This is a genomic window from Burkholderia sp. AU30280, assembly GCF_020420125.1.
Lineage (GTDB): Bacteria > Pseudomonadota > Gammaproteobacteria > Burkholderiales > Burkholderiaceae > Burkholderia.
This window is the reverse complement of sequence record NZ_JAIZRY010000002.1, coordinates 692,382-716,626: the sequence shown is the minus strand read 5'-3', so window position 1 is coordinate 716,626 and position 24,245 is coordinate 692,382. Positions and strand designations below refer to the sequence as shown.

At 67.5% G+C, this 24,245-nt stretch carries 20 protein-coding genes; 9 read left to right on the top strand and 11 right to left on the bottom strand.

Annotated elements, in window-relative coordinates; genetic code table 11:
- Together hpnJ and hpnI are read right to left on the bottom strand one after the other, a co-directional pair.
- The gene (gene hpnJ / locus LGN17_RS07450) at positions 1-1,443 is read right to left on the bottom strand and encodes a hopanoid biosynthesis associated radical SAM protein HpnJ (protein WP_306426965.1); all 1,443 of its coding nucleotides are present in this window, start codon (positions 1,441-1,443) and stop codon (positions 1-3) included.
- A gap of 136 nt (positions 1,444-1,579) precedes the next feature.
- Positions 1,580-2,755: a bacteriohopanetetrol glucosamine biosynthesis glycosyltransferase HpnI gene (hpnI, locus tag LGN17_RS07445; RefSeq protein WP_226195712.1), complete on the bottom strand. Its 1,176-nt coding sequence runs from the start codon at positions 2,753-2,755 to the stop codon at positions 1,580-1,582.
- A 640-nt stretch (positions 2,756-3,395) separates the two neighbouring features.
- Here hpnI and LGN17_RS07440 point away from each other — a divergent pair.
- Positions 3,396-4,394 (top strand): LLM class flavin-dependent oxidoreductase, encoded by a 999-nt coding sequence (locus LGN17_RS07440; protein WP_069249246.1) that lies wholly within the window; start codon positions 3,396-3,398, stop codon positions 4,392-4,394.
- A 36-nt stretch (positions 4,395-4,430) separates the two neighbouring features.
- Here the strand turns inward: LGN17_RS07440 and LGN17_RS07435 are convergent, their stop codons facing one another.
- A complete protein-coding gene (locus tag LGN17_RS07435; RefSeq protein ID WP_226195711.1) occupies positions 4,431-5,492 on the bottom strand; it encodes an alpha/beta fold hydrolase in 1,062 nt (353 codons plus the stop codon).
- Between the two features lie 173 nt (positions 5,493-5,665).
- Between LGN17_RS07435 and pdxY the strand changes: the two genes are divergently transcribed.
- The 3 genes from pdxY (at position 5,666) to LGN17_RS07420 (ending at position 10,453) form a co-directional block, all read left to right on the top strand.
- Positions 5,666-6,526 carry a pyridoxal kinase PdxY gene (gene pdxY, locus LGN17_RS07430; protein ID WP_226195710.1) on the top strand — a complete coding sequence of 287 codons (861 nt, stop codon included), beginning with the start codon at positions 5,666-5,668 and terminating at the stop codon, positions 6,524-6,526.
- 272 nt (positions 6,527-6,798) lie between these two features.
- Positions 6,799-8,943, top strand: a complete 2,145-nt coding sequence (locus LGN17_RS07425) for a phosphocholine-specific phospholipase C (RefSeq protein ID WP_226195709.1) — start codon at positions 6,799-6,801, stop codon at positions 8,941-8,943.
- 361 nt (positions 8,944-9,304) lie between these two features.
- A complete protein-coding gene (locus LGN17_RS07420; RefSeq protein ID WP_226195708.1) occupies positions 9,305-10,453 on the top strand; it encodes a branched-chain amino acid ABC transporter substrate-binding protein in 1,149 nt (382 codons plus the stop codon).
- Positions 10,454-10,590: 137 nt separating this feature from the next.
- Here the strand turns inward: LGN17_RS07420 and LGN17_RS07415 are convergent, their stop codons facing one another.
- The gene (locus LGN17_RS07415; RefSeq protein ID WP_031400057.1) at positions 10,591-11,352 is read right to left on the bottom strand and encodes a FadR/GntR family transcriptional regulator; all 762 of its coding nucleotides are present in this window, start codon (positions 11,350-11,352) and stop codon (positions 10,591-10,593) included.
- 358 nt (positions 11,353-11,710) lie between these two features.
- On the opposite strand from LGN17_RS07415, the gene gudD reads away from it, so the two are divergent.
- On the top strand, positions 11,711-13,063 hold the full coding sequence (gudD, locus tag LGN17_RS07410; protein WP_174989081.1) for a glucarate dehydratase: 1,353 nt from the start codon (positions 11,711-11,713) through the stop codon (positions 13,061-13,063).
- Between the two features lie 172 nt (positions 13,064-13,235).
- Here the strand turns inward: gudD and LGN17_RS07405 are convergent, their stop codons facing one another.
- The 3 genes from LGN17_RS07405 to LGN17_RS07395 form a co-directional block, all read right to left on the bottom strand.
- Positions 13,236-13,700: a DUF2214 family protein gene (locus LGN17_RS07405; RefSeq protein WP_226195707.1), complete on the bottom strand. Its 465-nt coding sequence runs from the start codon at positions 13,698-13,700 to the stop codon at positions 13,236-13,238.
- A gap of 39 nt (positions 13,701-13,739) precedes the next feature.
- On the bottom strand, positions 13,740-14,546 hold the full coding sequence (locus LGN17_RS07400) for a hypothetical protein (RefSeq protein ID WP_226195706.1): 807 nt from the start codon (positions 14,544-14,546) through the stop codon (positions 13,740-13,742).
- Between the two features lie 235 nt (positions 14,547-14,781).
- A complete protein-coding gene (locus LGN17_RS07395; RefSeq protein ID WP_175951753.1) occupies positions 14,782-15,846 on the bottom strand; it encodes a glycosyltransferase family 4 protein in 1,065 nt (354 codons plus the stop codon).
- 564 nt (positions 15,847-16,410) lie between these two features.
- Here LGN17_RS07395 and LGN17_RS07390 point away from each other — a divergent pair.
- Positions 16,411-18,243 carry an ABC transporter ATP-binding protein gene (locus tag LGN17_RS07390; protein WP_226195705.1) on the top strand — a complete coding sequence of 611 codons (1,833 nt, stop codon included), beginning with the start codon at positions 16,411-16,413 and terminating at the stop codon, positions 18,241-18,243.
- Positions 18,244-18,320: 77 nt separating this feature from the next.
- Here LGN17_RS07390 and otsA read toward each other — a convergent pair whose 3' ends face one another.
- Both otsA and otsB read right to left on the bottom strand, forming a co-directional pair.
- Positions 18,321-19,700 (bottom strand): alpha,alpha-trehalose-phosphate synthase (UDP-forming), encoded by a 1,380-nt coding sequence (otsA, locus tag LGN17_RS07385; protein ID WP_226195704.1) that lies wholly within the window; start codon positions 19,698-19,700, stop codon positions 18,321-18,323.
- Complete coding sequence (gene otsB, locus LGN17_RS07380; protein ID WP_226195703.1) at positions 19,697-20,449, bottom strand: trehalose-phosphatase; 753 nt, start codon at positions 20,447-20,449, stop codon at positions 19,697-19,699. The genes otsA and otsB overlap by 4 nt, the downstream gene beginning before the upstream one ends.
- 281 nt (positions 20,450-20,730) lie before the next feature.
- On the opposite strand from otsB, the gene LGN17_RS07375 reads away from it, so the two are divergent.
- From LGN17_RS07375 to LGN17_RS07365, 3 genes are read left to right on the top strand one after another with little or no spacing between them, the layout of a single operon-like run.
- A complete protein-coding gene (locus LGN17_RS07375) occupies positions 20,731-21,366 on the top strand; it encodes an SCO family protein (RefSeq protein ID WP_226195702.1) in 636 nt (211 codons plus the stop codon).
- Between the two features lie 12 nt (positions 21,367-21,378).
- Complete coding sequence (locus LGN17_RS07370; protein WP_226195701.1) at positions 21,379-21,825, top strand: copper chaperone PCu(A)C; 447 nt, start codon at positions 21,379-21,381, stop codon at positions 21,823-21,825.
- 10 nt (positions 21,826-21,835) lie between these two features.
- Positions 21,836-22,705, top strand: a complete 870-nt coding sequence (locus tag LGN17_RS07365; RefSeq protein WP_175951747.1) for a cytochrome c oxidase assembly protein — start codon at positions 21,836-21,838, stop codon at positions 22,703-22,705.
- A 22-nt stretch (positions 22,706-22,727) separates the two neighbouring features.
- Here the strand turns inward: LGN17_RS07365 and LGN17_RS07360 are convergent, their stop codons facing one another.
- The gene (locus LGN17_RS07360; RefSeq protein WP_226195700.1) at positions 22,728-23,213 is read right to left on the bottom strand and encodes a GNAT family N-acetyltransferase; all 486 of its coding nucleotides are present in this window, start codon (positions 23,211-23,213) and stop codon (positions 22,728-22,730) included.
- A gap of 125 nt (positions 23,214-23,338) precedes the next feature.
- Positions 23,339-24,211: a pirin family protein gene (locus tag LGN17_RS07355; protein ID WP_226195699.1), complete on the bottom strand. Its 873-nt coding sequence runs from the start codon at positions 24,209-24,211 to the stop codon at positions 23,339-23,341.
- Positions 24,212-24,245 lie beyond the last annotated feature (34 nt).

Genomic DNA, 24,245 nt, shown 5'->3' with positions numbered 1-24,245 from the left:
TCAGGCCTCGTGTGCGCGCAGGAAGCGGAAGAACTCGACGCCTTCGCGCAGGCGGCGCTTCATCATGTCCCAGCTCGTCAGCATCTCGCGGACGATCTCCCAGATCTTCGACGGACGGAAGTAGAACTGGCGATAGAACTGCTCGAGATGGTGATAGATCTCGTCGCGCGACAGGTGCGCATAGCCGATCGCCGCGAGCTGCACGCCTTCCTTGCTCACCAGATTGATGGTCTTGTTCTCTTCCATCCAGCCGTTTTCCACGGCCTGCTTGTAGAGCGTCGTGCCCGGATACGGCGCGGCGAGCGACACCTGGATCGTGTGCGGATTGATTTCCTTCGCGTACTCGATCGTCTTCTTGATGGTCTCCTGCGTCTCGCCCGGCAGGCCGAGGATGAAGGTGCCGTGGATCTTGATGCCGAGCTTCTTGCAGTCCGCGCTGAAGCGGCGCGCGAAATCGGTGCGCACGCCCTTCTTGATGTTCACGAGGATCTGGTCGTCGCCGGATTCGAAGCCGACCAGCAGCAGGCGCAGGCCGTTTTCCTTCATGACCTTGAGCGTCTTGTACGGCACGTTCGCCTTCGCGTTGCACGACCACGTCATGCCGAGCTTGCCCAGGCCGATGGCGATGGCCTCAGCGCGCGGCAGGTCGTCGGTGAAGGTGTCGTCGTCGAACATCAGTTCCTTCACTTCCGGCATGTTGTCGCGGATCCACTTCGCTTCCGCGAGCACGTTCTCGACCGAACGCGTGCGATAGCGATGGCCGCTGACCGTCTGCGGCCACAGGCAGAACGTGCAGCGCGACTTGCAGCCGCGGCCCGTGTAGATCGATACGTACGGATAGTTGAGGTAGCCGATGAAGTAGTTGTCGATCTTCAGGTCGCGCTTGTAGACGGGCGCGACGAACGGCAGTTCGTCCATGTTCTCGAGGATCGGACGCGCTTCGTTGTGCTCGATCGAGCCGTCCTTCGCGCGCCAGCTCAAGCCCTTGATCTCGGGGAACGGCTTGCCTTCGGCGATTTCCTTGCAGGTGTAGTCGAATTCCTCGCGGCACACGAAGTCGATTGCCTCGCTCGCCGTGAGCGAGTTGTGCGGATCGACCATCACCTTCGCGCCCACCATGCCGACCAGCATCGACGGCTTCATCTTCTTGAGATCCTGCGCGAACATCGCGTCGGTCGGGAACGACGGCGTGCTCGTGTGGATGATCACGAGGTCGTAGTCGTTCGCGATCTTCAGCGTTTCCTCGACCGACAGGCCGTCGGCCGGTGCGTCGACGACGCGGCTGCCCGGCACGAGCGCGGCCGGCTGGGCAAGCCACGTCGGGTACCAGAAGGAACGGATTTCGCGCTTCGCCTGATAGCGCGAGCCGGCTCCGCCGTCGAAGCCGTCATACGAAGGGGCCTGCAAGAACAGCGTTTTCATGAATGCTCCGGTAGCCTGCATAGTTCGATTCGTCACAACGATTCAGTCAAAAAACCGCGGGCCGCCGTACCGGCGCCCGCCTCTCTGTCATGTCGCGCCGCGCGGCCTCGCCGCGCAGCGCGTCTCGGCCCTCGGGCCGGGTTCGGTTGGAGCGGCCCTAGCGGCCGTCCACTGCTTCCACTGCCGCCGTCGCGCGTTCGCCGCCGACGACCGTCATCCGCGCGCCGCGCCACACCACGTGCGTGCCGAACGCGGCCGCGAGCCATTCGAGCGCGAGCAGCGTGTCGCGCACCGCGACGAGCGGCAGGTCGCGCCAGAACGCGAGCCAGCCGTCCTCGCCGCGCGCGTGCAGCACGAGCCGCCCGAACGCGCCCACCACGGCCGCCCAGCCCGCCAGCGAGCCGGCGAAGGTTCCGTCGAGGCGCAGCGCGAGCGCCGCGCCGATCGCGAGCCACGGCACGGTAAACGTAATGAACAGGAACGTGAAGCCGGCCGGGTTCAGCGAACGGATCGTGCGCAGCCAGCGCGTTTCGCGGTGCCACAGCGGCCCGAACGACGGTTCGATCACGTCGGTCGCGACCTCGACCTCCGACAGCACGGTGCGTCGCCCGAGGCGGCGCGGCAGCTCGGCCAGCCAAAAATCGTCGGCCAGTTCGTCCTTCAGCACGGGAAAGCCGCCGATCCGGTCGAGCGTGTCGCGCGTCAGCGCGAGCGTCGCGCCGAAGCCGAAGCGGCTCGAGCGGCCGAGGTGCGTGATCCGGACCGACGGCGCGAACCAGGCGTCGACGAACTGCGCGCCGATCCGCGTCCAGAACCCGCCGACGCTGCGCGCATGGTACAGGCACGTGACGACCCCCACCGACACGTCGGCGAGCGGCGCCGTCACGCGCTCGAGATAGTCGGGCCTCACCGCGATGTCGCTGTCCGCGATCACGATGCGGCCGTACTTCGCGCGCTCGGCGAGGTTGATCAGGTTGGCGACCTTCAGGTTCTTGCCGTGCACGCGCGCGTCGACCACGAGCGTGATGTCGCACTCGGGATAATCGGCGCGCAGCCGTTCGACCACGGCAATGGCCGGATCGGCCGCCGACGCGACGCCGAACAGCACTTCATAACGCGGATGGCGCTGCTCGCAGAACGTCGCGAGGTTTTCGTACAGGTGCGGCTCCGCGCCGCACAGCGGCTTGAGCACGCTGACCGGCTCGAAACCGTCGCGCACGGCCGTGCGCGGCGTACGCGGCCGCGGCGCGAACGCCGCGACGAGCGCATAGCCGGCCGCGGCCAGCGTGAAGACGATCAGGAGCCAGTCGAGCATCGTCGCGGTTGCCGTCATGCGCGACGCCTCCCGGCGATCTGAACGCCATGGAGCACGCCTGAGCATGATTGAGCGTGATTCGGTATTCCGACAACGACGAACGCGGGCACGACCCGACTCCTTGTTCCAGCAGCGTCTGTGTATGAGGGAGGCTCGACCCATCGTTCGGGTGTGGCCATGCCCGGCTTCGCGTGGGGCATCTCCGCGCGACACCCGGACGGGATACGGGAAGACTCGTATGGCTACCTTCGGCACAACATGGGTAGGCGCCGGATTTTAGCAGCCTGCGGCACCCCGCGCTCGGCACTACGAGCAACGGACTGGTGCAATTCCGGCAAAGCTGCGCAGTCGGCGAACCATTTGGGCACTCCCGCGTTCACGTTAGCGTAAGCGGTTTGCAGGCGTATTGCAGTCTTGAAAATCAAACGTTTCGTGCAAATTTGTATGTCGATGCGGATTCACATCCAATCGCCGTAAAGAATGGTAATTAATCGGCAATTAGATTGATTTTTGCAACGATCGCCGAATTCAACCCTGCATCCCTGAAAGGCGCATGGGTATCGGGCCGCCCCCAGCACGTTCCGGTGCCCTTTGGCAAAATCCTCGGCATTTGTTGCGTAAGTGCATCACCCCGCTCCCTCCGTCCGAAGGCCAACCGATGACTCCGTTTTCCGTACTCGACCTCGCCCCCATTCCGGCCGGCGCCGACGCCTCCCAAGCATTCCGCAACACCGTCGATCTCGCGCAGCATGCGGAACGTTGGGGTTACCGGCGCTACTGGCTCGCCGAGCATCACAACATGCCCGGCATCGCGAGCGCGGCAACGGCCGTCGTGATCGGCCACGTCGCGGGCGCCACGCAGACGATCCGGGTCGGGTCGGGTGGCATCATGCTGCCGAATCACGCGCCGCTCGTGATTGCCGAGCAGTTCGGCACGCTCGCGTCGCTGTATCCGGGGCGCATCGATCTCGGCCTCGGCCGCGCGCCCGGCACCGACCAGACCACGTCGCGCGCGCTGCGCCGCGACCTGATCGGCAGCGCCGACTCGTTTCCGGATGATGTCGCCGAGCTGCAGCGCTACTTCGCGGAGCCCGTGCCCGGCCAGCGCGTGCGCGCAGTGCCCGGCGCAGGGCTCGACGTGCCCGTGTGGCTGCTCGGCTCGAGCCTGTTCAGCGCCCAGCTCGCCGCGATGCTCGGGCTGCCGTTCGCGTTCGCGTCGCACTTCGCGCCGGATTACCTGATGCGCGCGCTCGAGATCTATCGTGCGCAGTACCGGCCGTCGGCCGCATGGCCGAAGCCGCATGCGATGGTCGGCGTCAACGTGTTCGTCGCCGATACCGACGACGAGGCGCGGCGCCTGTTCACGTCGCTGCAGCAGCAGTTCATCAATCTGCGGCGCGGCACACCGGGCAAGCTGCCGCCGCCGGTCGACGTGCTCGAGGCCAACGAGCTGGAACTCGCGACCGTCGCGCATTCGCTGTCGTTCGCGGCGGTCGGCTCGCGCGACACGGTGCGCGACAAGCTGCGCGACCGCATCGCGCAGACGGGGGCCGACGAACTGATCGTCACCGCACAGATCTACGATCACGCGGCGCGGCTGCGCTCGTTCGAATTGACCGCGCAGATCCGCGACGAACTCGCGAGCGAAACGCGCTGACGGTGCGCGCCCGGGCCGCCTGCGGCCGGCCCCGCATCACTGCGGGTGCACGGCCTCGAGCCCGTCGAGCAGCGCCTTGTGGAACGCGTCCGGGTCCTGGATCTGCGGCGCGTGCCCGAGCGCCGGAAACTCGACGAGCTGCGCGCCGGGGATCGCGGCCTGCGTGCGCTTCGCCAGTTCCGGGTAGTGGCCAAGCTTCGCATGCACGTCAGGCGGCGAGACGTCCTTGCCAATCGCGGTCGTGTCCTTGTCGCCGATCATCAGCAGCGTCGGCACGCGGATCGCGCCAAGCTCATAGACCACCGGCTGCGTGAGGATCATGTCGTAGATCAGCGCGGAGTTCCACGCGACCGCGTCGCGACCCGCGCCACGGTACATCCCGGCCAGCATCTGCACCCAGCGCTCGTACGACGGCGACCACTTGCCCGCGTAGTACGTGCCCTGCTCGTAGCGGCGGATGCCGTCGGCCGTGGTCTTCAGTTCGCGCGCATACCAGTAGTCGACCGGCAGCGGCGGCACGCCGAGCGCCTTCCAGTCCTCTAGGCCGATCGGGTTCACGAGCACGAGCTGGTCGGTCGCCTTCGGATACATCAGCGCGTAGCGCATCGCGAGCATCCCGCCCGTCGAGTGGCCGACGATCGTCGCCGACTTCACCCCCACCGATTCGAGCAGCGCGTGCGTGTTGCGCGCCAGTTGCTGGAAGCTGTACTGGTAGCGATCGGGCTTCGACGACTTGCAGAAGCCGATCTGGTCCGGCGCGATCACGCGATAGCCGGCACGGCTCAGCACGCCGATCGTGTCCTCCCAGGTCGCCGCGCAGAAGTTCTTCCCGTGCAGCAGCACGACGGTGCGGCCGTTCGGGTGTGCCGGCTGCACGTCGAGATAGGCCATCTCGAGGGTTTCGCGCTGCGATACGAACGTGTACAGATGCACGGGCGCCGGATAGGTGAACCCTTCCAGGCGCGGTCCATACACGGGCCCGTCGTTGCCGGCGGGCGATGCGGCGGCCGCCATGGCAGGCATGGCGCACGCGGCGGCGACACCCATGCCGAGCACGGCGGCGCGCGCGGCAAACAACATCTTGCGAATCGAAAGCATGGCGATCACGGTGATTGGAGACGCTCGCGGGCAGCCAGGCCGCCTCGCGCCCAGCGATTCTACGCGGTCACGCTGACGACGGCGCGCAACACTCCGGGGCCGCGCGACTTCCGCGCGCGCGACGAACTCGGGTATCGTGTGACGTGACCCTGAAACGCGTGCAGGCGATTCCCATGAAAAACGTCCTCAGCATTCAGTCGCACGTCATCTACGGCCATGCCGGCAACAGTGCGGCCGTGTTCCCGATGCAGCGCCTCGGCGTCAACGTCTGGCCGCTCAATACCGTCCAGTTGTCGAATCACATGCAGTACGGTCACTGGGCCGGCAGTGCGATCGATGCCGCGAAGATGGAGCAGCTCGTCGACGGCATCGCCGCCATTGGCGCACTCAAGCGCTGCGACGCCGTGCTGTCCGGCTTCCTCGGCTCGCCGCCGCAGGCGCGTGCGGCCGTCGAGATCGTCCGCACGGTGAAGGCGATGAACCCGAGCGCGTGGTACTTCTGCGATCCGGCGATGGGCCAGACGGGCGGCATCCGGCCCGAGCCCGGCGTCGAGGAATTCATCGTCCAGGAGATGCCGGCGCTCGCGGACGGCATGTCGCCGAACCACAGCGAACTGCAGAAGCTCGCCGGGCGGCGCATCGAAACCGTCGCCGAAGCCGTCGACGCCTGCCGCGCGCTGATCCGCCGCGGCCCGCAGATCATCCTCGTCAAGCACCTGCACGACCGCAACAGCCCGGCCGATCGTTTCAACATGCTCGCCGTCACCGAAACGGAAGCATGGATCGGCCAGCGCCCGCTGTACGCGTTTCCACGCCACCCGGTCGGCGTCGGCGACCTGACCAGCGCGATCTTCGTCGCATGCCGGCTGCGCGGCGACTCCGTGCGCGCCGCGTTCGAGCATACGCTCGCGGCCGTGCATGCGGTCGTGAAGGCCACCTACGATGCGCGCCGCTACGAGCTCGAACTGGTCGCCGCGCAGGACGAAATCGCGCGCCCGAGCGAATGGTTCGGGGCGTGGGTCACGGACGCCTGACACGCGGGCGTCGCCCTCCGCTTCATCGGCGCACATCCCGCGCCGCTTTCCAGCGTCCCCCGCCGCACCACGACCGCCGGCGACAGGTGTCCCGACGCTGCCTCGAGATCGCTTCGATGCGGATGCAAACGTTTCCGGACTTCACATGAATGACACCGATTCCTCGCTATGCTCGCGGCGGCACGACCCGACGCAGCCGCATCCTGCGACCCAGGCGCGCCCTTCCAGCTGGTCCCGCCAATCGGCTCCCCCTTTAACGCACGATAACGACCATGACCCGATCGAACCGTCGTGACTTCCTGCGCGTCGCTGCCGGCACCGCCGGCGCCGCCGCGCTGAACCTGTTTCCGCCCGTGATTCGCGATGCGCTTGCGATTCCCGCGAACCGCCGCACGGGCACCATCCGCGATATCGAACACATCGTGATCCTGATGCAGGAGAACCGCTCGTTCGACCACTACTTCGGCACGATGCGCGGTGTCCGCGGCTTTGGTGACCCGCGCCCGCTGCGCCTCGCGAACGGCAAGTCGGTGTTCCACCAGCCGGTCGGCCCGGCCGAGCTGCTGCCGTTCCATCCGGGCGCGGACAAGCTCGGCCTGCAGTTCCTGCAGGACCTGCCGCACGGCTGGCAGGACATGCACGCCGCCTGGAACAAGGGCCGCTACGACCAGTGGGTGCCGAACAAGGGCACCACGACGATGGCGTACCTGAAGCGCGACGACATCCCGTTCCACTACCAGCTTGCCGACGCGTTCACGATCTGCGACGCGTACCACTGCGCGATCCCGAGCTCGACCGATCCGAACCGCTACTACATGTGGACGGGCTACGTCGGCAACGACGGCACGGGCGGCGGCCCGGTGCTCGGCAACGAGGAAGCGGGCTACGGCTGGACGACCTATCCGGAAGTGCTGGAGAACGCCGGCGTCTCGTGGAAGATCTACCAGGACATCGGCACCGGCCTGAACGCCGCCGGGTCGTGGGGCTGGACGCAGAACCCGTACATCGGCAACTACGGCGACAACTCGCTGCTCTACTTCAACCAGTATCGCAACGTGCTGCCCGGCACGCCGCTGTACGACAAGGCGCGCACCGGCACCAACATCAGTGCGGGCGGCACGCTGTTCGACGTGCTGCAGCAGGACGTGAAGAACGGCACGCTGCCGCAGGTGTCGTGGATCTGCGCGCCGGAAGCATATTCCGAGCATCCGAACTGGCCGGCGAACTACGGCGCGTGGTACATCGAGCAGGTGCTGAAGGCGCTCGTGTCGAATCCGGAGGTATGGAGCAAGACCGCGCTCTTCATCACGTACGACGAAAACGACGGCTTCTTCGACCACGTGCAGCCGCCGTTCGCGCCGCAGTCGCGCGACAACGGACTGTCGACGGTCGCGACGACCAACGAGGTATTCCCCGGCGATGCATCGCACATGGCCGGCCCGTACGGGCTCGGGCCACGCGTGCCGATGCTCGTCGTGTCGCCATGGACGAAGGGCGGCTGGGTCTGCTCGCAGACCTTCGATCACACGTCGCTGCTGCAATTCATCGAAGCGCGCTTCGGTGCGCAGTATCCGGTCAAGGCCGGCAACATCTCGCCGTGGCGTCGCGCGGTGTGCGGCGACCTGACCGCCGCGTTCGATTTCGCGACCGCCGACGCCGGCTGGCCGACGCTGCCGGACACGAGCGGCTACGCGCCGCCCGACCGCCTGCGCCACCCCGACTACATCCCGGTGCCGCCGGTGCTGCAGAAGCTGCCGAAACAGGAGGCCGGGCTGCGTCCGGCGCGCGCGCTGCCGTACGAGTTGTTCGCGCACGGCCGCGTCGAATCGGTGAACGGCCTGTTCCGGCTGACCTTCGCGAACACGGGCCGGGCAGGCGCCGCGTTCCAGGTGCAGTCGCGCAACCGCCTCGACGGCCCGTGGACGTATACGGTCGAAGCCGGCAAGCGGATCGACGACACGTGGAGCGCCGCCGCGTCGCTGGGCCTGTACGACCTCGACGTGTACGGCCCGAACGGCTTCTACTGCCATTTCCGCGGCCCGTTCGCGACCGGTGTCGGCAGCGCGAACGTGAACCCCGAGGTGATCTACGGCTACGACGTCGCGAACGGCAACATCACGCTGCGCCTGATGAACCGCGGCCACCAGGCCGTGCGGCTCAAGGTCACGAACGCGTACGGCCACGGCCGCGCGCGCACGTTCGACCTCGCGCCGGGCCAGCAGATCGACGACTACTGGGATCTGCGCGGCAGCCACGGCTGGTACGACCTGACCGTCAGCGACGGCCGGCTGCTCGGCTTCCTGCGCCGCTTCGCGGGCCACGTCGAGACGGGCCGTCCGAGCACCAGCGATCCGCTGATCCGCACGCACGCATCGCACGACGATGCCGAAGCCGCATCGGACGCCCTGTCCGACTGACGGCGTCCGGTGCGCGGCGCGGCCCCGGCGGGCCGCGCCGCCTCCCTGCTCCTCCCCCCTCTCCACCCACTCCGTTCGCGACGGGAAACTCCCGATACCGGCCGCCGCCGCACGCGCGGAAGCTATGCGCAAATCCTCACCGAATGCGCGGCAAATTGCCAAGACCCGGGCATATCGGCGACCTATATATCGAGGCAGTCGGGGCGCCTCACAAAGCCTGACGGGAGAATCTTCCGAGGATCACGATGCCGACCTCCCCGCCCGATTCCGAGAAGCGGTCGAACCGCCCGCCCGTCGCACGCGTCCGGCCCGCCCGAGCGCATGCGGTACTCACTCGCAGGTGTCGAACAAGAGGAACAACATGAAATTCCGTCATTCCGTGCTGTCGGTGTCGATTGCATCCGCGCTTGCCCTCCTCTCGCAACAGGCCGCCCAGGCCGCCGATACGACCGACGTGAAAGTCGGGTTCGCCGCGCCGCTCACGGGCGTGAACGCCGGTTACGGCAAGGACCTGCAAAACGGCGTGCAGCTTGCGCTCGACGATGCCGCCGCGCAGAAGGTGCAGATCGCCGGCAAGCCCGCACACTTCGACCTCGTCGTGCAGGACGACCAGGCCGACCCGCGCATCGGCGTGCAGGCCGCGCAGGCGCTCGTCGACCAGAACGTGTCGGTCGTGGTCGGCCACTTCAACTCGGGGACGACGATTCCGGCGTCGGTCGTCTACGACAAGGCCGGCATCCCGGTGATCGATCCGGCCGCCACCAACCCGACGCTCACCGCGCGCGGGCTCGCGAACATGTTCATGGTGATCGCGACCGACGGCCAGAACGCCGGCAACGCGGGCAAGTACGCGGTCGACGTGACGAAGGCGAAGCGCATCGCGATCATCGACGACCGCACCGCGTTCGGCCAGGGCGAGGCCGACGAGTTCGAGAAGGCCGTGAAGGCCGCTGGCGGGAACATCGTCGGCCGCGAATTCACCAGCAACCAGGCGGTCGACTTCCGCGCGCAGATCACGAGCCTGAAGGCCAAGAACCCCGACCTGATCTTCTTCGGCGGCCTCGACTCACTCGCCGCGAACTTCATCAAGCAGATGCGTCAGCTCGGGCTGAACGCGCAGTTCGTCGGCGGCGGCGGCGTGAAGGACAACGAGTTCATCAAGATCGCGGGCCCGGCCGCCGAAGGCGCGATGGCGTGGGAATACGGCCGGCCCCTCGACGAGCTGCCGCAAGGAAAGGATTTCGAACAACGCTTCAAGAAGCGCTTCGGCGTCGACGTGCTGTCATACGCGCAGTTCGGCTACGACGCGGCGTGGGCAGCGATCAAGGCCATGCAGGCGGCCGGCTCGACCGACCCGAAGGTCTATCGTCCGGCGCTGAAGAAGATCGACTTCGAAGGCGTCACCGGCCGCATCTCGTTCGCGAACGACGGCTCGCTGAAGAGCGGGATGTCGACGCTGTACCAGGTGAAGAGCGGCGCGTGGAAGACGATCACGACGAAGGGAGGCTGATCGGCGGTGCCGGCGGCCGGTGGCGGAAACGCCGCCCGGCCCCGGCGATCGAGGAAGGGACATCAATCTCGTATGACGACTGACGTTGAGGCGATTCGAGCGGGCAAGCGGCCACGTCGGCCGCGCCGCCCGGCGCGTCAGCCGGCCTGCGTGTCGCGCTCGGCCTCGGCCGCCTCGTGCGCGCGGCGCAGCCGTTCGCGGCTGTTGGTGAGGTGGGTGCGCATCGCGGCGCGTGCGGCCTCCGGATCGTGGCGCGCGATCGCCTCGTAGATGTCCTCGTGCTCGTGGTTCAGCCGGCCGACGTAGCGCTCGAGATCGTCGCCCGCAAAGCGGGCCGAATTCACGCGCGTGCGCGGGATGATCGACGTGCCGAGCTGCGTCATGATGTCGACGAAATAGCGGTTGCCGGTGGACTGCGCGATCTGCAGGTGGAACTGAAAGTCGAGCTGTGCGGTGTCGCGGCCGCCGCCCGCCCCCGTTGCGATCGCGTCGAGCGCGCGCCGCAGCGCGGCCAGGTCGGTATCGTTCGCGCGCTGCGCGGCAAGGCTCGCACATTCGCTCTCGAGGCTGATGCGCAGTTCCAGCACCGCGAGCACGTCGCGCAGCGTCGTGATCGTCGCCGGGTCGATGCCGAGCGTCTGGCGGCGCGACGGCTCCAGCACGAAGCTGCCGATGCCGTGGCGCGTCTCGACGAGGCCGCTCGCCTGCATCCGCGAGATCGCCTCGCGCACGACCGTCCGGCTCACGCCCTGCGCCGCCATGACTTCGGTTTCGGTCGGCAGCTTGTCGCCGGGACGCAGCGTGCCGTTTTCGATCTGCGCGGTCAGCGCGTCGACGACATCTTGTGCGAGGCTGCGTGCGCGACGGCGCGGCGCGGCGGGAAGCGTAGGCACGGACATGAGGCCGGTTCCTTTTTGAATGATCTTGATGTGAGCCGAGGGTTTACGCGGGGTTTGAGCGAAAGCCGATGATTCATTATACTTCGTCACAAGTCATCCGACGACTGATGATCGAAACACGGATCTCCTGTCGACTCAAGCGTGCATTCCAGCGCCGCCTGGTCCCATGCCTTACGATCAGCCGGCGCTCGCGTTCTGCGCTCCGCTGGATCGGTTGCCGCTCCTACCCCGTTCCGGGTTGCGTCGACCTGCGGGGCTTGCGCGCCGCGCATGTCGGTTGTCGAATGATCGCACCTCCCGCCGCGCGCGGCAAAGCTTTTGCCGCACGGCATTGCCCACCCTTTCGCCATCGCCGCCCATGAACGCCGTCACTGCCTCGCCCTCCCACGACACGCCGCGCATCGTCGACCTGCAAGCGATTCCGGTCGCCGGTCACGACAGCATGCTGCTCAACCTGAGCGGCGCACACGGCCCGTTCTTCACCCGCAACCTCGTGATCCTGAAGGACAGCGCGGGCCGGACCGGCGTCGGTGAAGTACCGGGCGGCGAAAGCATCCGCCGCACGCTCGACGATGCGCGCGCGCTCGTCGTCGGCCAGCCGGTCGGCAATTACCACGCCGTGCTCAACGACGTGCGGCGCACCTTCGCCGACCGCGATGCGAGCGGCCGCGGGCTGCAGACCTTCGACCTGCGCACGACGATCCACGCGGTCACCGCGCTCGAAGCCGCGCTGCTCGACCTGCTCGGCCAGCATCTCGGCGTGCCGGTCGCCGCGCTGCTCGGCGAAGGCCAGCAACGCGAGCGTGTCGAAATGCTCGGCTACCTGTTCTATGTCGGCGACCGCACGAAGACCGCGCTCGCCTACCGCGACGGCAGCGGCGCGACCGACGACTGGACGCGTGTGCGCGACGAAGCCGCGCTGACGCCCGAGGCCGTCGTGCGGCTCGCCGAGGCCGCGCATGCGCGCTACGGCTTCAACGACTTCAAGCTGAAGGGCGGCGTATTCGAAGGCGCGAGCGAGATCGAGGCCGTGACGGCGCTCGCCGAGCGCTTCCCCGACGCACGCGTGACGCTCGACCCGAACGGCGCGTGGTCGCTCGACGAGGCCGTGCGGCTGTGCCGCGACCAGCATCACGTGCTCGCCTACGCGGAAGATCCGTGCGGCGCGGAGAACGGCTACTCGGGCCGCGAGGTGATGGCCGAATTCCGCCGCGCGACGGGGCTGCCGACGGCCACCAACATGATTGCGACCGACTGGCGGCAAATGGGTCACGCGGTGCAGTTGCAGGCCGTCGACATCCCGCTCGCCGATCCGCACTTCTGGACGATGCAGGGTTCGGTGCGCGTCGCGCAGATGTGCCGCGACTGGGGCCTCACGTGGGGCTCGCATTCGAACAACCACTTCGACGTGTCGCTCGCGATGTTCACGCACGTCGCGGCCGCCGCGCCGGGTCAGGTCACCGCGATCGACACGCACTGGATCTGGCAGGACGGCGAGCGGCTGACGCGCGAACCGCTGAAGATCGAGAACGGGCTGGTCGAGGTGCCGAAGCGGCCGGGGCTCGGCATCGATATCGACATGGATGCCGTCGCGGTCGCGCACGAACTGTACAAGCAGCACGGGCTCGGTGCCCGCGACGACGCGGCGGCGATGCAGTACCTGATTCCGGGGTGGACCTTCAACAACAAGCGCCCCTGCCTCGTGCGCTGAGCACGGGACGGACCGGGCGGCAGGATCGCCCGGGCGAGCCGGAACCGAGCGATGCGGCCCGAAGCCGGGCCGATGACGGGTCTCGGTCGGAAAACGCTGCGTGGGTCGAACGGGATCGGGATGAAGGTGCTGGCAGCGATGGCTGGCCTGCCCGGCCTCGCCTGGGTCGCACCTACCCGGCCAACCCAATCCCCCGCGACATCCCCGACGCGGCGAACACGATGACCATCACCAGCACCGCCTGCCAATGGCCGATCCGCACATAGGTGCGCGCACGGCCGAGATCGGGCATCTGCTGCCGCCGCGCGGCGACGCGCCACCGGATCAGCCCGAGCATCGGCACGACCTCGAGCAGCAGGATCAGCACGAGCGCGGTCATCTTCAGGTGAAAAAACGGTTCGTGCAGGTAGTACGCGGAGCCTTTCTCGAAACCGCCGAACGCGCGCACCAGGCCCGTCACGATCAGCACGAGCGCTGACAGCCCCCACGCGGCATCGGCCTTGAATACACCGGGCAAGTCGGCCGCCTGCGCCGATGCAATAAGCCGGCGCAACGCGCGGTTACGCCCCGCGATCGCGGCAAACGCGACGCCGAACGCGCTCAGGTGAATGGCAGCCAGCAACCAGCGGACGATCATCGCGCCTCCTTGTCGCCCGCATGCGATGCGCGGGACTTGTCAGACGATCTGTTTGAGCGCGGCGTCGAGCGCGAGCACCGCGACGCGGTCGCCTTCGGTCGCGAGCGGCGCGCGCATGACGATCTGCCGGTTATGGCCGACGGCCGCCGGCGAATCCCACAGCAGTTCGACCTTCGGTCGGTTGAAGAGGCTGCCGCGGCGCGACGGCACGACTGCCGGCTGCGCGTCCGATGCCCCCTCGCCTGCCGCAGGGGCCGCCTGGCCGGGCCAGCGCACCGACAGTTCGCGCGCATCGTACTGGCCAACCTTGCGGCTTTCCATCCACACGATCGCGGTGCGCGTCAGCACGTCGAGCGAAATCGCATAACGACCGACCGCGAAGCGGCGGGCGGCCACGTTGGTCCGCCACAGCGGCCGCGGGCGACAGATCCAGACGATCGCGGCATAAAGCGCCGGCGCGGCAACGAGCCAGCCGTTGGTCGCCGTCACCGCATGCAGCGCGAGGCGCCAGCCGTCCACCCAGACGAACATGCCGATCGACCAGATCGCGAACAGGAAACCGATCAGCGCGAAGACGCGCAGCGCCTGGCGCAGCCACTGCGGCAGCGGATGAAACGGCCGTTCGGCGCGCGCGACGGCGCCCGGCAGCGCGAGCAGCAGGAAAATCAGCAGAAGATAGACGAATGCCCAGGGCGACGACACCATCGCCGACAGCGACGAGCGATAACCCATCTGGGACATCGAGAACAGCCAGCGCGCGAGCAGCACGAGACCGATCGCACGCAACGCGAAGATCACACCGGCGCCGGGGGCCGGCGCTGCGCGCGTGGATTTCGTTCTCGCCAAGACTGCTCTCCTCTGGATATTCGTGCGGGGCCGGATTTCACGGCACGGCCATTATAGGGACATTACCGTCTGGACAGACGGCCGGATGCCATGGCGAGTCGCTTCGGGGGCCGTTCGCGGCGTCGGGCGCGGCGAGAATACAACAGATCCGCGCCGCGGATGTGACAACGCCCCGCCGGGAACCCGGGCGGGGCGTCGAAGGCAAGCCGCGCCGCAGCGCGGCGGCAGCCCGCAATCAGCTTGCGTTGACTTCGCGAAGCACCGTGCGACGCTTCTGGCGCAGCAGTTCCTCGTAGCCCTTCACGTAGTTCTGCGCCATCACCTTCGACGAGAAGCGGGCTTCGAACGCGGCGCGGACCTGCTCGCGCGGCAGCGCATCGAGGCGCTTGAGTGCGGCAACAGCCGACAGCTCGTCTTCGACGACGAAGCCCGACACACCGTTGTCGATCACTTCCGGCACCGAGCCGCGCTTGAACGCGATCACCGGCGTACCGCAAGCCATCGCCTCGATCATCACGAGGCCGAAGGGCTCCGGCCAGTCGATCGGGAACAGCAGCGCGTGCGCGTTGCCGAGGAATTCAGTCTTTTCGGACTCGCTGATTTCGCCGATGTACTCGACGTGCGGCAGCGCGAACAGCGGCTTGATCTTCTCTTCGTAGTACGCGCGGTCAGCCTTGTCGAGCTTCGCGGCGATCTTGATCGGCAGGCCGGCCTGCTCGGCGATGCGGATCGCCGTGTCGACGCGCTTCTCCGGCGAGATGCGGCCCAGGAACGCGAGGTAGCTCGGCTTCACGTTCGGGATCGGCGTCAGCAGGTTTTCCGGCAGGCCGTGATAGACGGTCGACAGCCAGTTCGCCTGCGGCAGCGGGATGCGCTGGTTGTCGGAAATCGACACGACCGGCACGTCGCTGAATGCGTTGAAGATCGGCTGCAGTTCCGGCAGGTCGAGACGGCCGTGCATCGTCGTCAGGTGCGGGACCGGCTGGCGCGAGAACAGCGAGAACGGGTAGTAGTCGATGTGGCAGTGCAGGACATCGAACTCTTCCGCGCGGCGGCGCACCTGCTCGAGGAGCAGCATGTGCGGAGCCATCACGTCGCGGATCGTCGGGTCGAGGCGCAGCGCCTGCGGCCAGCAGGCTTCGAGCTTCGCGGAGGTTTGCGAATCGCCGCTCGCGAAGAGCGTGACGTCATGCCCCATCTCGACAAGTGCTTCGGTGAGGTAGGACACCACTCGCTCGGTACCACCGTACAGTTTCGGGGGCACCGCTTCGTGCAACGGAGCGATTTGGGCGATTCGCATGCGTAACTCCTAAAAAATCGGCTAAAAACCAGGTATGGGTCGGCAACCTGCCGGCGGTCCGGGCTGGATGCATGTCGTCCAAAGATCGGACGAATCAGCCTGCCGGGGGCGTCAAACCCGCGCTGCTCAAGGAGCGTCGGCGACGCGACAGGCATAGAACGTTTGAAACGAAGACCCGTTGACAGGGGTTCGTAAAAAAACCTGGAATCGAACCCGGAGCCGATTATCTAGGGTTAATCCCGATACGGCGCACAACATTTCAAACACTTTACTTTGTTACAAAGGTGCAACACTTTGCAACCCGCGGACTTGGGTGTCCGTTCTAGAGTGGAAGGCCCTTTTGGCATTCCTTGCCCCCGTGACTGCCGGCAGCGTGATTCCGGCACATGAGGCAGGACGGGATGCCGGATTTTATCTCAAAATCGATCGCGAGCCCCCGGCCAAGGCAAGATTCGCGCAGCGCGACACGCGGCCTTGTTTACAATGCCGGATTATTCAGTCCGGGCGAACGCCGGCCTGCGATCCAGCCGCCACGCTCAATCACCGAATCACCGCACGCATATTTTGGAATCTCTCACCCCTGCCCAGCGCAACGCCCACAACGCGAAGCTGTCGAGCTACGCGCACCGGCCGATCGCGTTCCTGTTCCGCTACATTCGCCTTCACCCCGTCGCCCACCTGGTCGTGCTCTGCAGCGTGCTGGCCGCCGTCGGCTGCGCGCTCGGCTCGCAATACGCGATCAAGCACCTGATCGACGTGCTGGCGACCGGGCGACATCACCCCGGCCCGCTGTGGAGCGCCTTCGCGCTGCTCGTCGGGCTGATCGCCGCCGACAACCTGCTGTGGCGCGTCGGCGGCTGGTTCGCCGCGCACACGTTCGTCGCGGTCACCGGCGACCTGCGGCGCGACCTGTTCCAGTACCTGATCGGCCATTCGCCCACCTACTACGCCGAAAAGCAGCCCGGCACGCTCGCGAGCCGCATCACGGCCACGTCGAACGCCGTCTACACGTCGGAGAACACGATGGCGTGGAACGTACTGCCGCCGTGCATCGCGGTGATGGGCGCGATCCTGATGATCATCGTCGTCAATCCGATGATGGCGGCCGGCCTGCTCGGCTGCTCCGCGGTGCTCTCCGTCGTGCTGTTCAAGCTGGCCGGTCGCGGCTCCGCGCGCCACCACGCGTTCGCGGCGAAGGCGGCGGCGGTCGACGGCGAGCTCGTCGACGTGATCGGCAACATGGGGCTCGTGCGTGCGTTCGGGATGACGCTGCGTGAACAGAAACGCTTCGGCGCGACGGTCAAGGCCGAGATGGATGCGCGCCAGCAGAGCCTGCTCTATCTCGAGAAGCTGCGCCTGCTGCACGCCGTGATCACCGCGATGCTGTCCGCCGGCCTGCTCGGCTGGGCGCTGTGGCTGTGGGACCAGGGCCGCGCGACGTCGGGCGACATCGTGCTGGTCAGCTCGCTCGGCTTCACGATCCTGCACGGCACGCGCGATCTCGCGGTCGCACTCGTCGACGTCACGCAGCACATCGCGCGCCTGTCCGAAGCGGTCAAGACGCTGCTCGAGCCGCACGGGATGCCGGACCGCTCCGACGCGCAGCCGCTGTCGGCCAAGGGTGGCCGCGTCGACTTCGAGCGCGTGACGTTCGCGTATCCGCACCGCCGCGCGATCCTCGACCACTTTGACCTCCATATCGAGCCGGGCCAGCGCGTCGGCCTGATCGGCAAGTCGGGCGCCGGCAAGTCGACCGTGCTCGCGCTGCTGCAGCGCTTCTACGACACGCAGGACGGCGCCGTGCTGGTCGACGGCCAGGACGTGAAGACGATCACGCAGGACAGCCTGCGCCACGCGATCGCGCTCGTGCCGCAGGACATCTCGCTGCTGCACCGGACGATCTACGACAACATCGCGTACGGCCGCCCCGAAGCGACCCGCGACGAAGTGCTCGCCGCCGCGCGCGACGCGCGCTGCGCGGAGTTCATCGAAGCGATGCCGGAAGGCTATGACACGATCGTCGGCGACCGCGGCGTCAAGCTGTCGGGCGGTCAGCGCCAGCGCATCGCGATCGCGCGTGCGATCCTGAAAGATGCGCCGATCCTGCTGCTCGACGAAGCGACGTCCGCGCTCGACAGCGCATCCGAGGAAGCGATCCAGAGCGCGCTCGACCGCCTGATGGTCGGCCGCACGGTGATCGCGATCGCGCACCGCCTGTCGACGCTGCGCAACTTCGACCGGATCATCGTGATGAACAACGGCAAGGTGATCGACGACGGCACACCCGACGTGCTGCGCAACCGCCCGGGCCTGTACCGCGACCTGCTCGCGAAACAGCACGGCCGTCATCACCCGGCTCCCGACGGCAGCACGCCGACCGGCGAACGCGTGGCCTGACGTACCGGCCCGCAGCCGACAAAAAAGCCGCAGTGCGCCTCGCACTGCGGCTTTTTCATTGCTCGACGAATCGCCGGTTACGCGCGCTGCAGATCGCGCAGGAAGTTGTCGCGCCACACCGACACGTTGTTCTCGCGAAGCTGCGCGATCATGTCCGTATAACGCGCGCGCCGCTCGGCGAGCGGCATCGTCAACGCCTGCGACAACGCATCGGCCATCCCGTCGATATCGATCGGATTGACGATCAGCGCCCCCGTCAACTCGCGTGCGGCGCCCGCGAAGCGCGACAGCACGAGCACGCCCGGATCCTCCGGATTCTGCGCGGACACGTATTCCTTCGCGACGAGGTTCATCCCGTCGCGCAGCGGCGTCACATAGCCGACCCGCGCGAGCCGGTACAGCGCAGCGAGCAGCTGGCGGTCGTACTGGCGATGGATATAGAGGATCGGCGCCCAGTCGAGCTCGGCGAAGCGTCCGTTGATGCGCCCCGACTCCCCCTCAAGCTGCAGGCGGATGTCCTGGTACGCGCGCAGCTCCGCGCGGGTCGACGGCGCAATCTGCAGGAACGACACGCGATTGCGATGCGACGGCTCGTGTTCGAGCAGCTTCTCGAACGCGCGGAAGCGCTCGACGAGCCCTTTCGAGTAATCGAGCCGGTCGACGCTCATGATCAGCTTGCGACCACGCAGCGAGGTCGCGAGCGTGCGCACCGCTTTGCCGTGCTCGCCGGCCTGCGCGAGCGACGCGATCTCGTCGGGATGCACGCCGATCGGATAGGCGGCCGCGCGCAGCGTCCTGCCGAATGCGCGTACCGTCGCCAGGCGGCCATCGCGCTCGATCACGCCGTCTGCTTCCGACTCAACGTAGTCGCAGAACGCGCGCAGGTCGGGCTCGGTCTGGAAACCGAGCAGGTCGAATGCGCACAGCGACTCGACGAGATCGCGATGCGGCGGCACGTTGACCAGCACCTGCGCGGCCGGGAACGGGATGTGCAGGAAGAAGCCGATGCGGTTCTTCACGCCGGCCGCGCGCAGGGCGCGCGCGAACGGGATCAGGTGATAGTCGTGCACCCAGATCACATCGTCGTCCTGGAGCAGCGGCACGAGCTGCTGGGCAAGCCACACGTTCACGCGGCCATAGCCTTCGAACTCGTGACGGTCGTACTGGATCAGGTCGGCCCGGTAGTGAAACGCGGGCCACAGCGTCGCGTTCGAGAAGCCGCGGTAATACTGGTCGTAGTCGCGCCGCGACAGGCCGATGGTCGCGAACGTGACCGGCCCGTGCTCCTCGACGCGGATCTGCGGCGCGCCGGACGCGACGACCTCGCCGCTCCATCCGAACCACATGCCGCCGGTCTCCTTCAGCGCATCGTAGACGCCGATCGCGAGACCGCCCGCCGCCGGTTCGCCTTCCGAAATCGGCGCAACGCGGTTTGAAACAATGATGAGGCGACTCATGCGTCCGGCTGCCCCGCACCGAGCCAGCGCGCGATCTGGTCATGCAGCGCGTCGACCGAATCGAGCCGCATGCGGGCGGACGTCTCACCCGCACCGACCTTGATCGACAGGCCGCCGCGCGCGTTGACCACCGCGAAGCCCTTCTCGTCGGTCAGGTCGTCGCCCGCGAACACCGGCACGCGGCCGGCAAACGGCGGCTCGTCGAGGAACGCGGCGAGCGCGCGCCCCTTGTCGACGCCTTTCGGCTTGATCTCGAACACCATCTTGCCGGGTTGCAGCACATATGCGTCGGCATAGTCTGCGACGAGGCGCTCGGTGGCTGCGCGCGCAGCCGCCTCGCGCTCGGGCGCGTTGCGGTAGTGCAGCGCGACGGCCGCGCCCTTGATTTCGAGCAGCATGCCCGGATGACGGTCGACGACGGCCGCCAGCTCGCGCTCGATGCGCAGCAGACGTTCGTCGTTGAAGCCGATGCGCTGCGTGTCGCCGTTCGCATCGCGGCGCTCCGCGCCGTGCAGGCCGGCGATCGGCATGCCGGGCATCTTCAGGAACGTGTCGATGTTGTCGATACCGCGCCCGGACACGATCGCAACCGCGCCGTGCGAGCGGCGCTGCAGTTCGTCGAGCAGCGTCGGCAGCGACGGCGGAACATGAATGCTGTCGGGCGTGGGCGCCAGTTCGACGAGCGTGCCGTCGAAGTCGAAGAAGAACGCGGTATCGGTGAGGGACAGGGAAGCCGGAACGGATTGCATCGATTCGATAGTGTGAGGGTCGGCCGGCAAACGCCCCGGGCGGCCGCTGCGCGAATGGAATTGTGCGCATCTTACCGCGCCTGCGTATCGAGATGGGCGAAACCGGTACATCGCGAGCATCGCGCCGCCGCCCGCGTCAACTGCGACATATTGCCCCGCTCGGTCGCCGCGTACGGGTTTCGAAAGGACGCGGGCGCGCGAATTGCGCTACAGTCGCAACCGCCTGCCGCGCGACGCATGGCGCCGCCGGCGGCCACCATTCCGTCCGATCGAGCCCCAGGATGTCGTCTGCCCGCACTGCGCCGCACCGGCGCTTCTCCCGCCTCATCCGCACGGCCGCGGCCCTCGCCGCCGCCGTGGCGCTCGCCGCGTGCACGCACGACGAGCCGCGCTGGAACCTGACCAACGTCACCGGCCACCTGCCCGACCTGTCGTTCACGCTGACGGGCGGCGACGGTCACCCCATTGACGCCGATGCGTTCCACGGCCGGGTCGCACTTGTCTACTTCGGCTACACGCACTGCCCCGATGTCTGCCCCGAAACGATGGCGCGGCTGATGGAAGTGCTGGCGAAGCTCGGCCCGCAGGCAAACAACGTGCGCATCCTGTTCGTCACGGTCGACCCCGCGCGCGACACGCCGCAGGCCATGCAATCGTATGTCGCCGCATTCGACCCCGCGCACGCGCGCGGCCTGACCGGCACCGACCGCCAGATCGAATCGCTCGCGAAGCGCTATCGCGTCGCGTACCAGATGGAAAAGCGCGATCCGGACGGCGGCTACGAAGTCACGCACAGCTCGGCCGTCTACATCTTCGACGCGAGCGGCCGCGCCCGCCTGCTTGCGACCGACCACGACTCGCCCGACGCCATCGCCGCCGATGTGCGCCGGATCATCGACACCGCCTCCACGACCTGAATTCATCCAAACATGAAAACGAAAACGACCCTCAAGACGCTCGCCCTCCTCGCCGCGCTGGGCGCGGGCGCCCACGCGTATGCCGCCGGCGCGATCACCGCGCAGAACGCATGGGTGCGCTGGCTGCCGAACAAGCTGCCCGCCGGCGGCTATGTGACGCTCGTCAACACGAGCAACAAACCGGTCGATCTCGTCGACGTCGACAGCCCCGACTACGGGATGGCGATGCTGCACCAGACCGTCTCGAACGGCTCGACGCAGAAGATGGAAATGGTCGACAAGCTGACGATCCCCGCGCGCGGCAAGGTCGACATCGCGCCGGGCGGCTACCACGTGATGCTCGAGGAGCCGAAGCACGCGATCAAGCCGGGCGACACCGTGCACCTGCGCCTGAAGTTCTCCGACGGCGAAACGGTCGATGCGCCGTTCGCCGTGAAGTCACCGGCCCAGGCGAAGTGATGCCCGCGCGATGAACCTCCTGTACTGGCTCGATCCGTGGGAACCGTCGCCCACCGTGGTGATCGCGGTGCTGACCGCCGCCGTGCTGTTCGCGCGCGGCGTGAAGAAGGCGAAGGTGTCGCCGCTGCGGCAGTTTTCGTTCTGGTTCGGGCTGACGGCGCTCTACGTCGCGCTGCATACGCGGCTCGACTATTTCTTCGAGCACGAGTTCTTCCTGCATCGCGCGCAGCATCTGGTACTGCACCACCTCGGGCCGTTCTTCATTGCGCTGTCCTATCCGGGCGCGGCAATTCGAGCGGGCATCCCGTTCCGCTGGCGGCAGCGTTTCGTGCGCCCCGCGCTTGCGTGGGCGCCCGTGCGCGCGACGCTCGACGTGGTATTCCATCCCGTCGTCGCGGTCGTGCTGTTCGTCGGGCTGATCTATTTCTGGTTGCTGTCGCCGATCCACTTCATCGCGATGCTCGACTGGCGTCTCTATCGCGTGATGAACTGGAGCATGGTGATCGACGGGCTGCTGTTCTGGTGGCTCGTCGTCGATCCGCGTCCCGCGCCGCCCGCGCGGTTGTCGCCGGGCCGCCGGATCCTGATCGTCGTCGCGGCGATCCCGCCGCAGATCGCGCTCGGCGCGCTGATCTTCTTCACGCCGCACGAGCTGTATCCGATCTATTCGATCTGCGGCCGTGCGTTCACGTGGCTGAGCCCGCTGCGCGATCAGCAGATCGGTGGCCTGCTGCTGTGGATTCCCGGCTCGATGATGAGCGTGATCGGTGCGTTGATCGCGCTGCGGCACTGGCTGCGGCTGTCCGCGCGCGGCCGCCTGGTCGAAGAACGGGCCGCGCAGCGCGCGGACCGGCCGTCGGCGGCGCACGCAGCGCATTGACCGCTGCGCTGCGCGGCGCGCATTACGCGCGTGCGCGGCTCATCCACACGTGCGGGATGCCGTCCTCGTCGTGCACGTCCGAACTCGGCGCGAAGCCGAATGCCCCGTAAAAACGCTGCAAGTGGGCCTGCGCATGCAGGCTCACCGGCGTACCCGGCCACTGCGCGCGGATATGCTCGAGCGCGCGCGACAGCAGGCCGTTGCCGAGGCCCGCGCCGCGGAACGCGGCGGTCGTCAGCACACGGCCGATGCGGACGTCGGCATTCTGCGCATCGGGCAGCAGCACACGAAGATAGCCGGCCAGGCGACCGGCCAGATCGAAGGCGGCCAGGTGCCATGCGGCCTGGTCCGCGTCGTCGATGTCGCGATACACGCAGTTCTGCTCGACGACGAACACCGCGCTGCGTGCTTCGAGGATCGCATAGACTTCGCGCGCCGTCAGCGCGTCGAAGGATTTCCAGCGCCAGTCGAGATCGGCGGCGCTCGGGGATGCAGCGGATGCGTTCATGGTCGGTCCTGATTCGGGCGCGCCGGCCGGCGCACGGCAATCGCCGATTATGCCTCGAAGCGCACGCGCTGCGCGACCCGCTGTCCGCTCGCAAAAAAAGCCCCGCATTGCGCGGGGCCTGTCCGTCATGCCGGCATCCGGCCGAAGCGGCCGCTGTTGAAGTCCTCGATCGCGGTACGGATCTCCGCTTGCGAGTTCATCACGAACGGCCCGTAACCGACGACGGGTTCGTCGATCGGTTCGCCGCTCAGGATCAGCAGCTTCGCGTCGCCGTTCGCTTCGATCTCGACATCGCTGCCGTCGCGGCCAAGTTGCACGAACTGCGCTTCGCGGGCGACCGTCTCGCCGTTCACCTGCACGGTACCGCCCAGCACGACCACCGCGAGCGTGCGCCCTTCGGCGACCGGGAACCGCGCATGGCCGCCGGCCACGAGCCGCACGTCCCACACGTCGATCGGCGTATGCGTGCGAGCCGGGCCGCGCCGCCCGTCGAGTTCACCCGCGATGATCCGCGCCCGCCCCGCGCCGTCCGGCAGTTCGACCACGGGGATGTCGGCGTTCAGCAGCGTCTGGTAGCCGGGCGCACCCATCTTGTCCGCAGCGGGCAGGTTCACCCACAGCTGCACCATCTCGAGCGGGCCGCCCCGCTGCGTGAACCCTTCCGAGTGGAATTCCTCATGCAGGATCCCGCTCGCGGCCGTCATCCATTGCACGTCGCCCGGGCCGATCACGCCGCCCGCGCCGGTCGAGTCGCGGTGCGCGACCTCGCCGTCATAGACGATCGTCACCGTTTCGAACCCGCGGTGCGGATGCTGGCCGACACCGCGCGGCGCCGAGGCCGAACCCGGCTCGAACGTGGTCGGGCCGGCGTAATCGAGCAGCAGGAACGGGCTCAGGTGCGCACCGTGAGACTGGTAGCTGAACATCGAACGCACCGGGAAACCGTCGCCGACCCAATGGCCGCGCGGCGCACTGTACACACCCTGGATCTTCTTCATTGCCCTCTCCGAATTGCGGCGAAACACGTGTTTC

Excerpts from the sequence above, each read along its gene's own strand:
- LGN17_RS07395 (WP_175951753.1), bottom strand. The coding sequence starts at position 15,846 with ATGCGAATCGCCCAAATCGCTCCGTTGCACGAAGCGGTGCCCCCGAAA.
- otsB (WP_226195703.1), bottom strand. The coding sequence starts at position 20,449 with ATGCAATCCGTTCCGGCTTCCCTGTCCCTCACCGATACCGCGTTCTTC.
- pdxY (WP_226195710.1), top strand. The coding sequence starts at position 5,666 with ATGAAAAACGTCCTCAGCATTCAGTCGCACGTCATCTACGGCCATGCC.
- hpnI (WP_226195712.1), bottom strand. The coding sequence starts at position 2,755 with ATGACGGCAACCGCGACGATGCTCGACTGGCTCCTGATCGTCTTCACG.
- otsA (WP_226195704.1), bottom strand. The coding sequence starts at position 19,700 with ATGAGTCGCCTCATCATTGTTTCAAACCGCGTTGCGCCGATTTCGGAA.
- hpnJ (WP_306426965.1), bottom strand. The coding sequence starts at position 1,443 with ATGCAGGCTACCGGAGCATTCATGAAAACGCTGTTCTTGCAGGCCCCT.
- LGN17_RS07360 (WP_226195700.1), bottom strand. The coding sequence starts at position 23,213 with ATGAACGCATCCGCTGCATCCCCGAGCGCCGCCGATCTCGACTGGCGC.
- LGN17_RS07365 (WP_175951747.1), top strand. The coding sequence starts at position 21,836 with ATGAACCTCCTGTACTGGCTCGATCCGTGGGAACCGTCGCCCACCGTG.
- LGN17_RS07370 (WP_226195701.1), top strand. The coding sequence starts at position 21,379 with ATGAAAACGAAAACGACCCTCAAGACGCTCGCCCTCCTCGCCGCGCTG.
- LGN17_RS07435 (WP_226195711.1), bottom strand. The coding sequence starts at position 5,492 with ATGCTTTCGATTCGCAAGATGTTGTTTGCCGCGCGCGCCGCCGTGCTC.
- LGN17_RS07375 (WP_226195702.1), top strand. The coding sequence starts at position 20,731 with ATGTCGTCTGCCCGCACTGCGCCGCACCGGCGCTTCTCCCGCCTCATC.
- LGN17_RS07440 (WP_069249246.1), top strand. The coding sequence starts at position 3,396 with ATGACTCCGTTTTCCGTACTCGACCTCGCCCCCATTCCGGCCGGCGCC.
- LGN17_RS07415 (WP_031400057.1), bottom strand. The coding sequence starts at position 11,352 with ATGTCCGTGCCTACGCTTCCCGCCGCGCCGCGCCGTCGCGCACGCAGC.
- LGN17_RS07425 (WP_226195709.1), top strand. The coding sequence starts at position 6,799 with ATGACCCGATCGAACCGTCGTGACTTCCTGCGCGTCGCTGCCGGCACC.
- LGN17_RS07355 (WP_226195699.1), bottom strand. The coding sequence starts at position 24,211 with ATGAAGAAGATCCAGGGTGTGTACAGTGCGCCGCGCGGCCATTGGGTC.
- LGN17_RS07420 (WP_226195708.1), top strand. The coding sequence starts at position 9,305 with ATGAAATTCCGTCATTCCGTGCTGTCGGTGTCGATTGCATCCGCGCTT.
- LGN17_RS07405 (WP_226195707.1), bottom strand. The coding sequence starts at position 13,700 with ATGATCGTCCGCTGGTTGCTGGCTGCCATTCACCTGAGCGCGTTCGGC.
- gudD (WP_174989081.1), top strand. The coding sequence starts at position 11,711 with ATGAACGCCGTCACTGCCTCGCCCTCCCACGACACGCCGCGCATCGTC.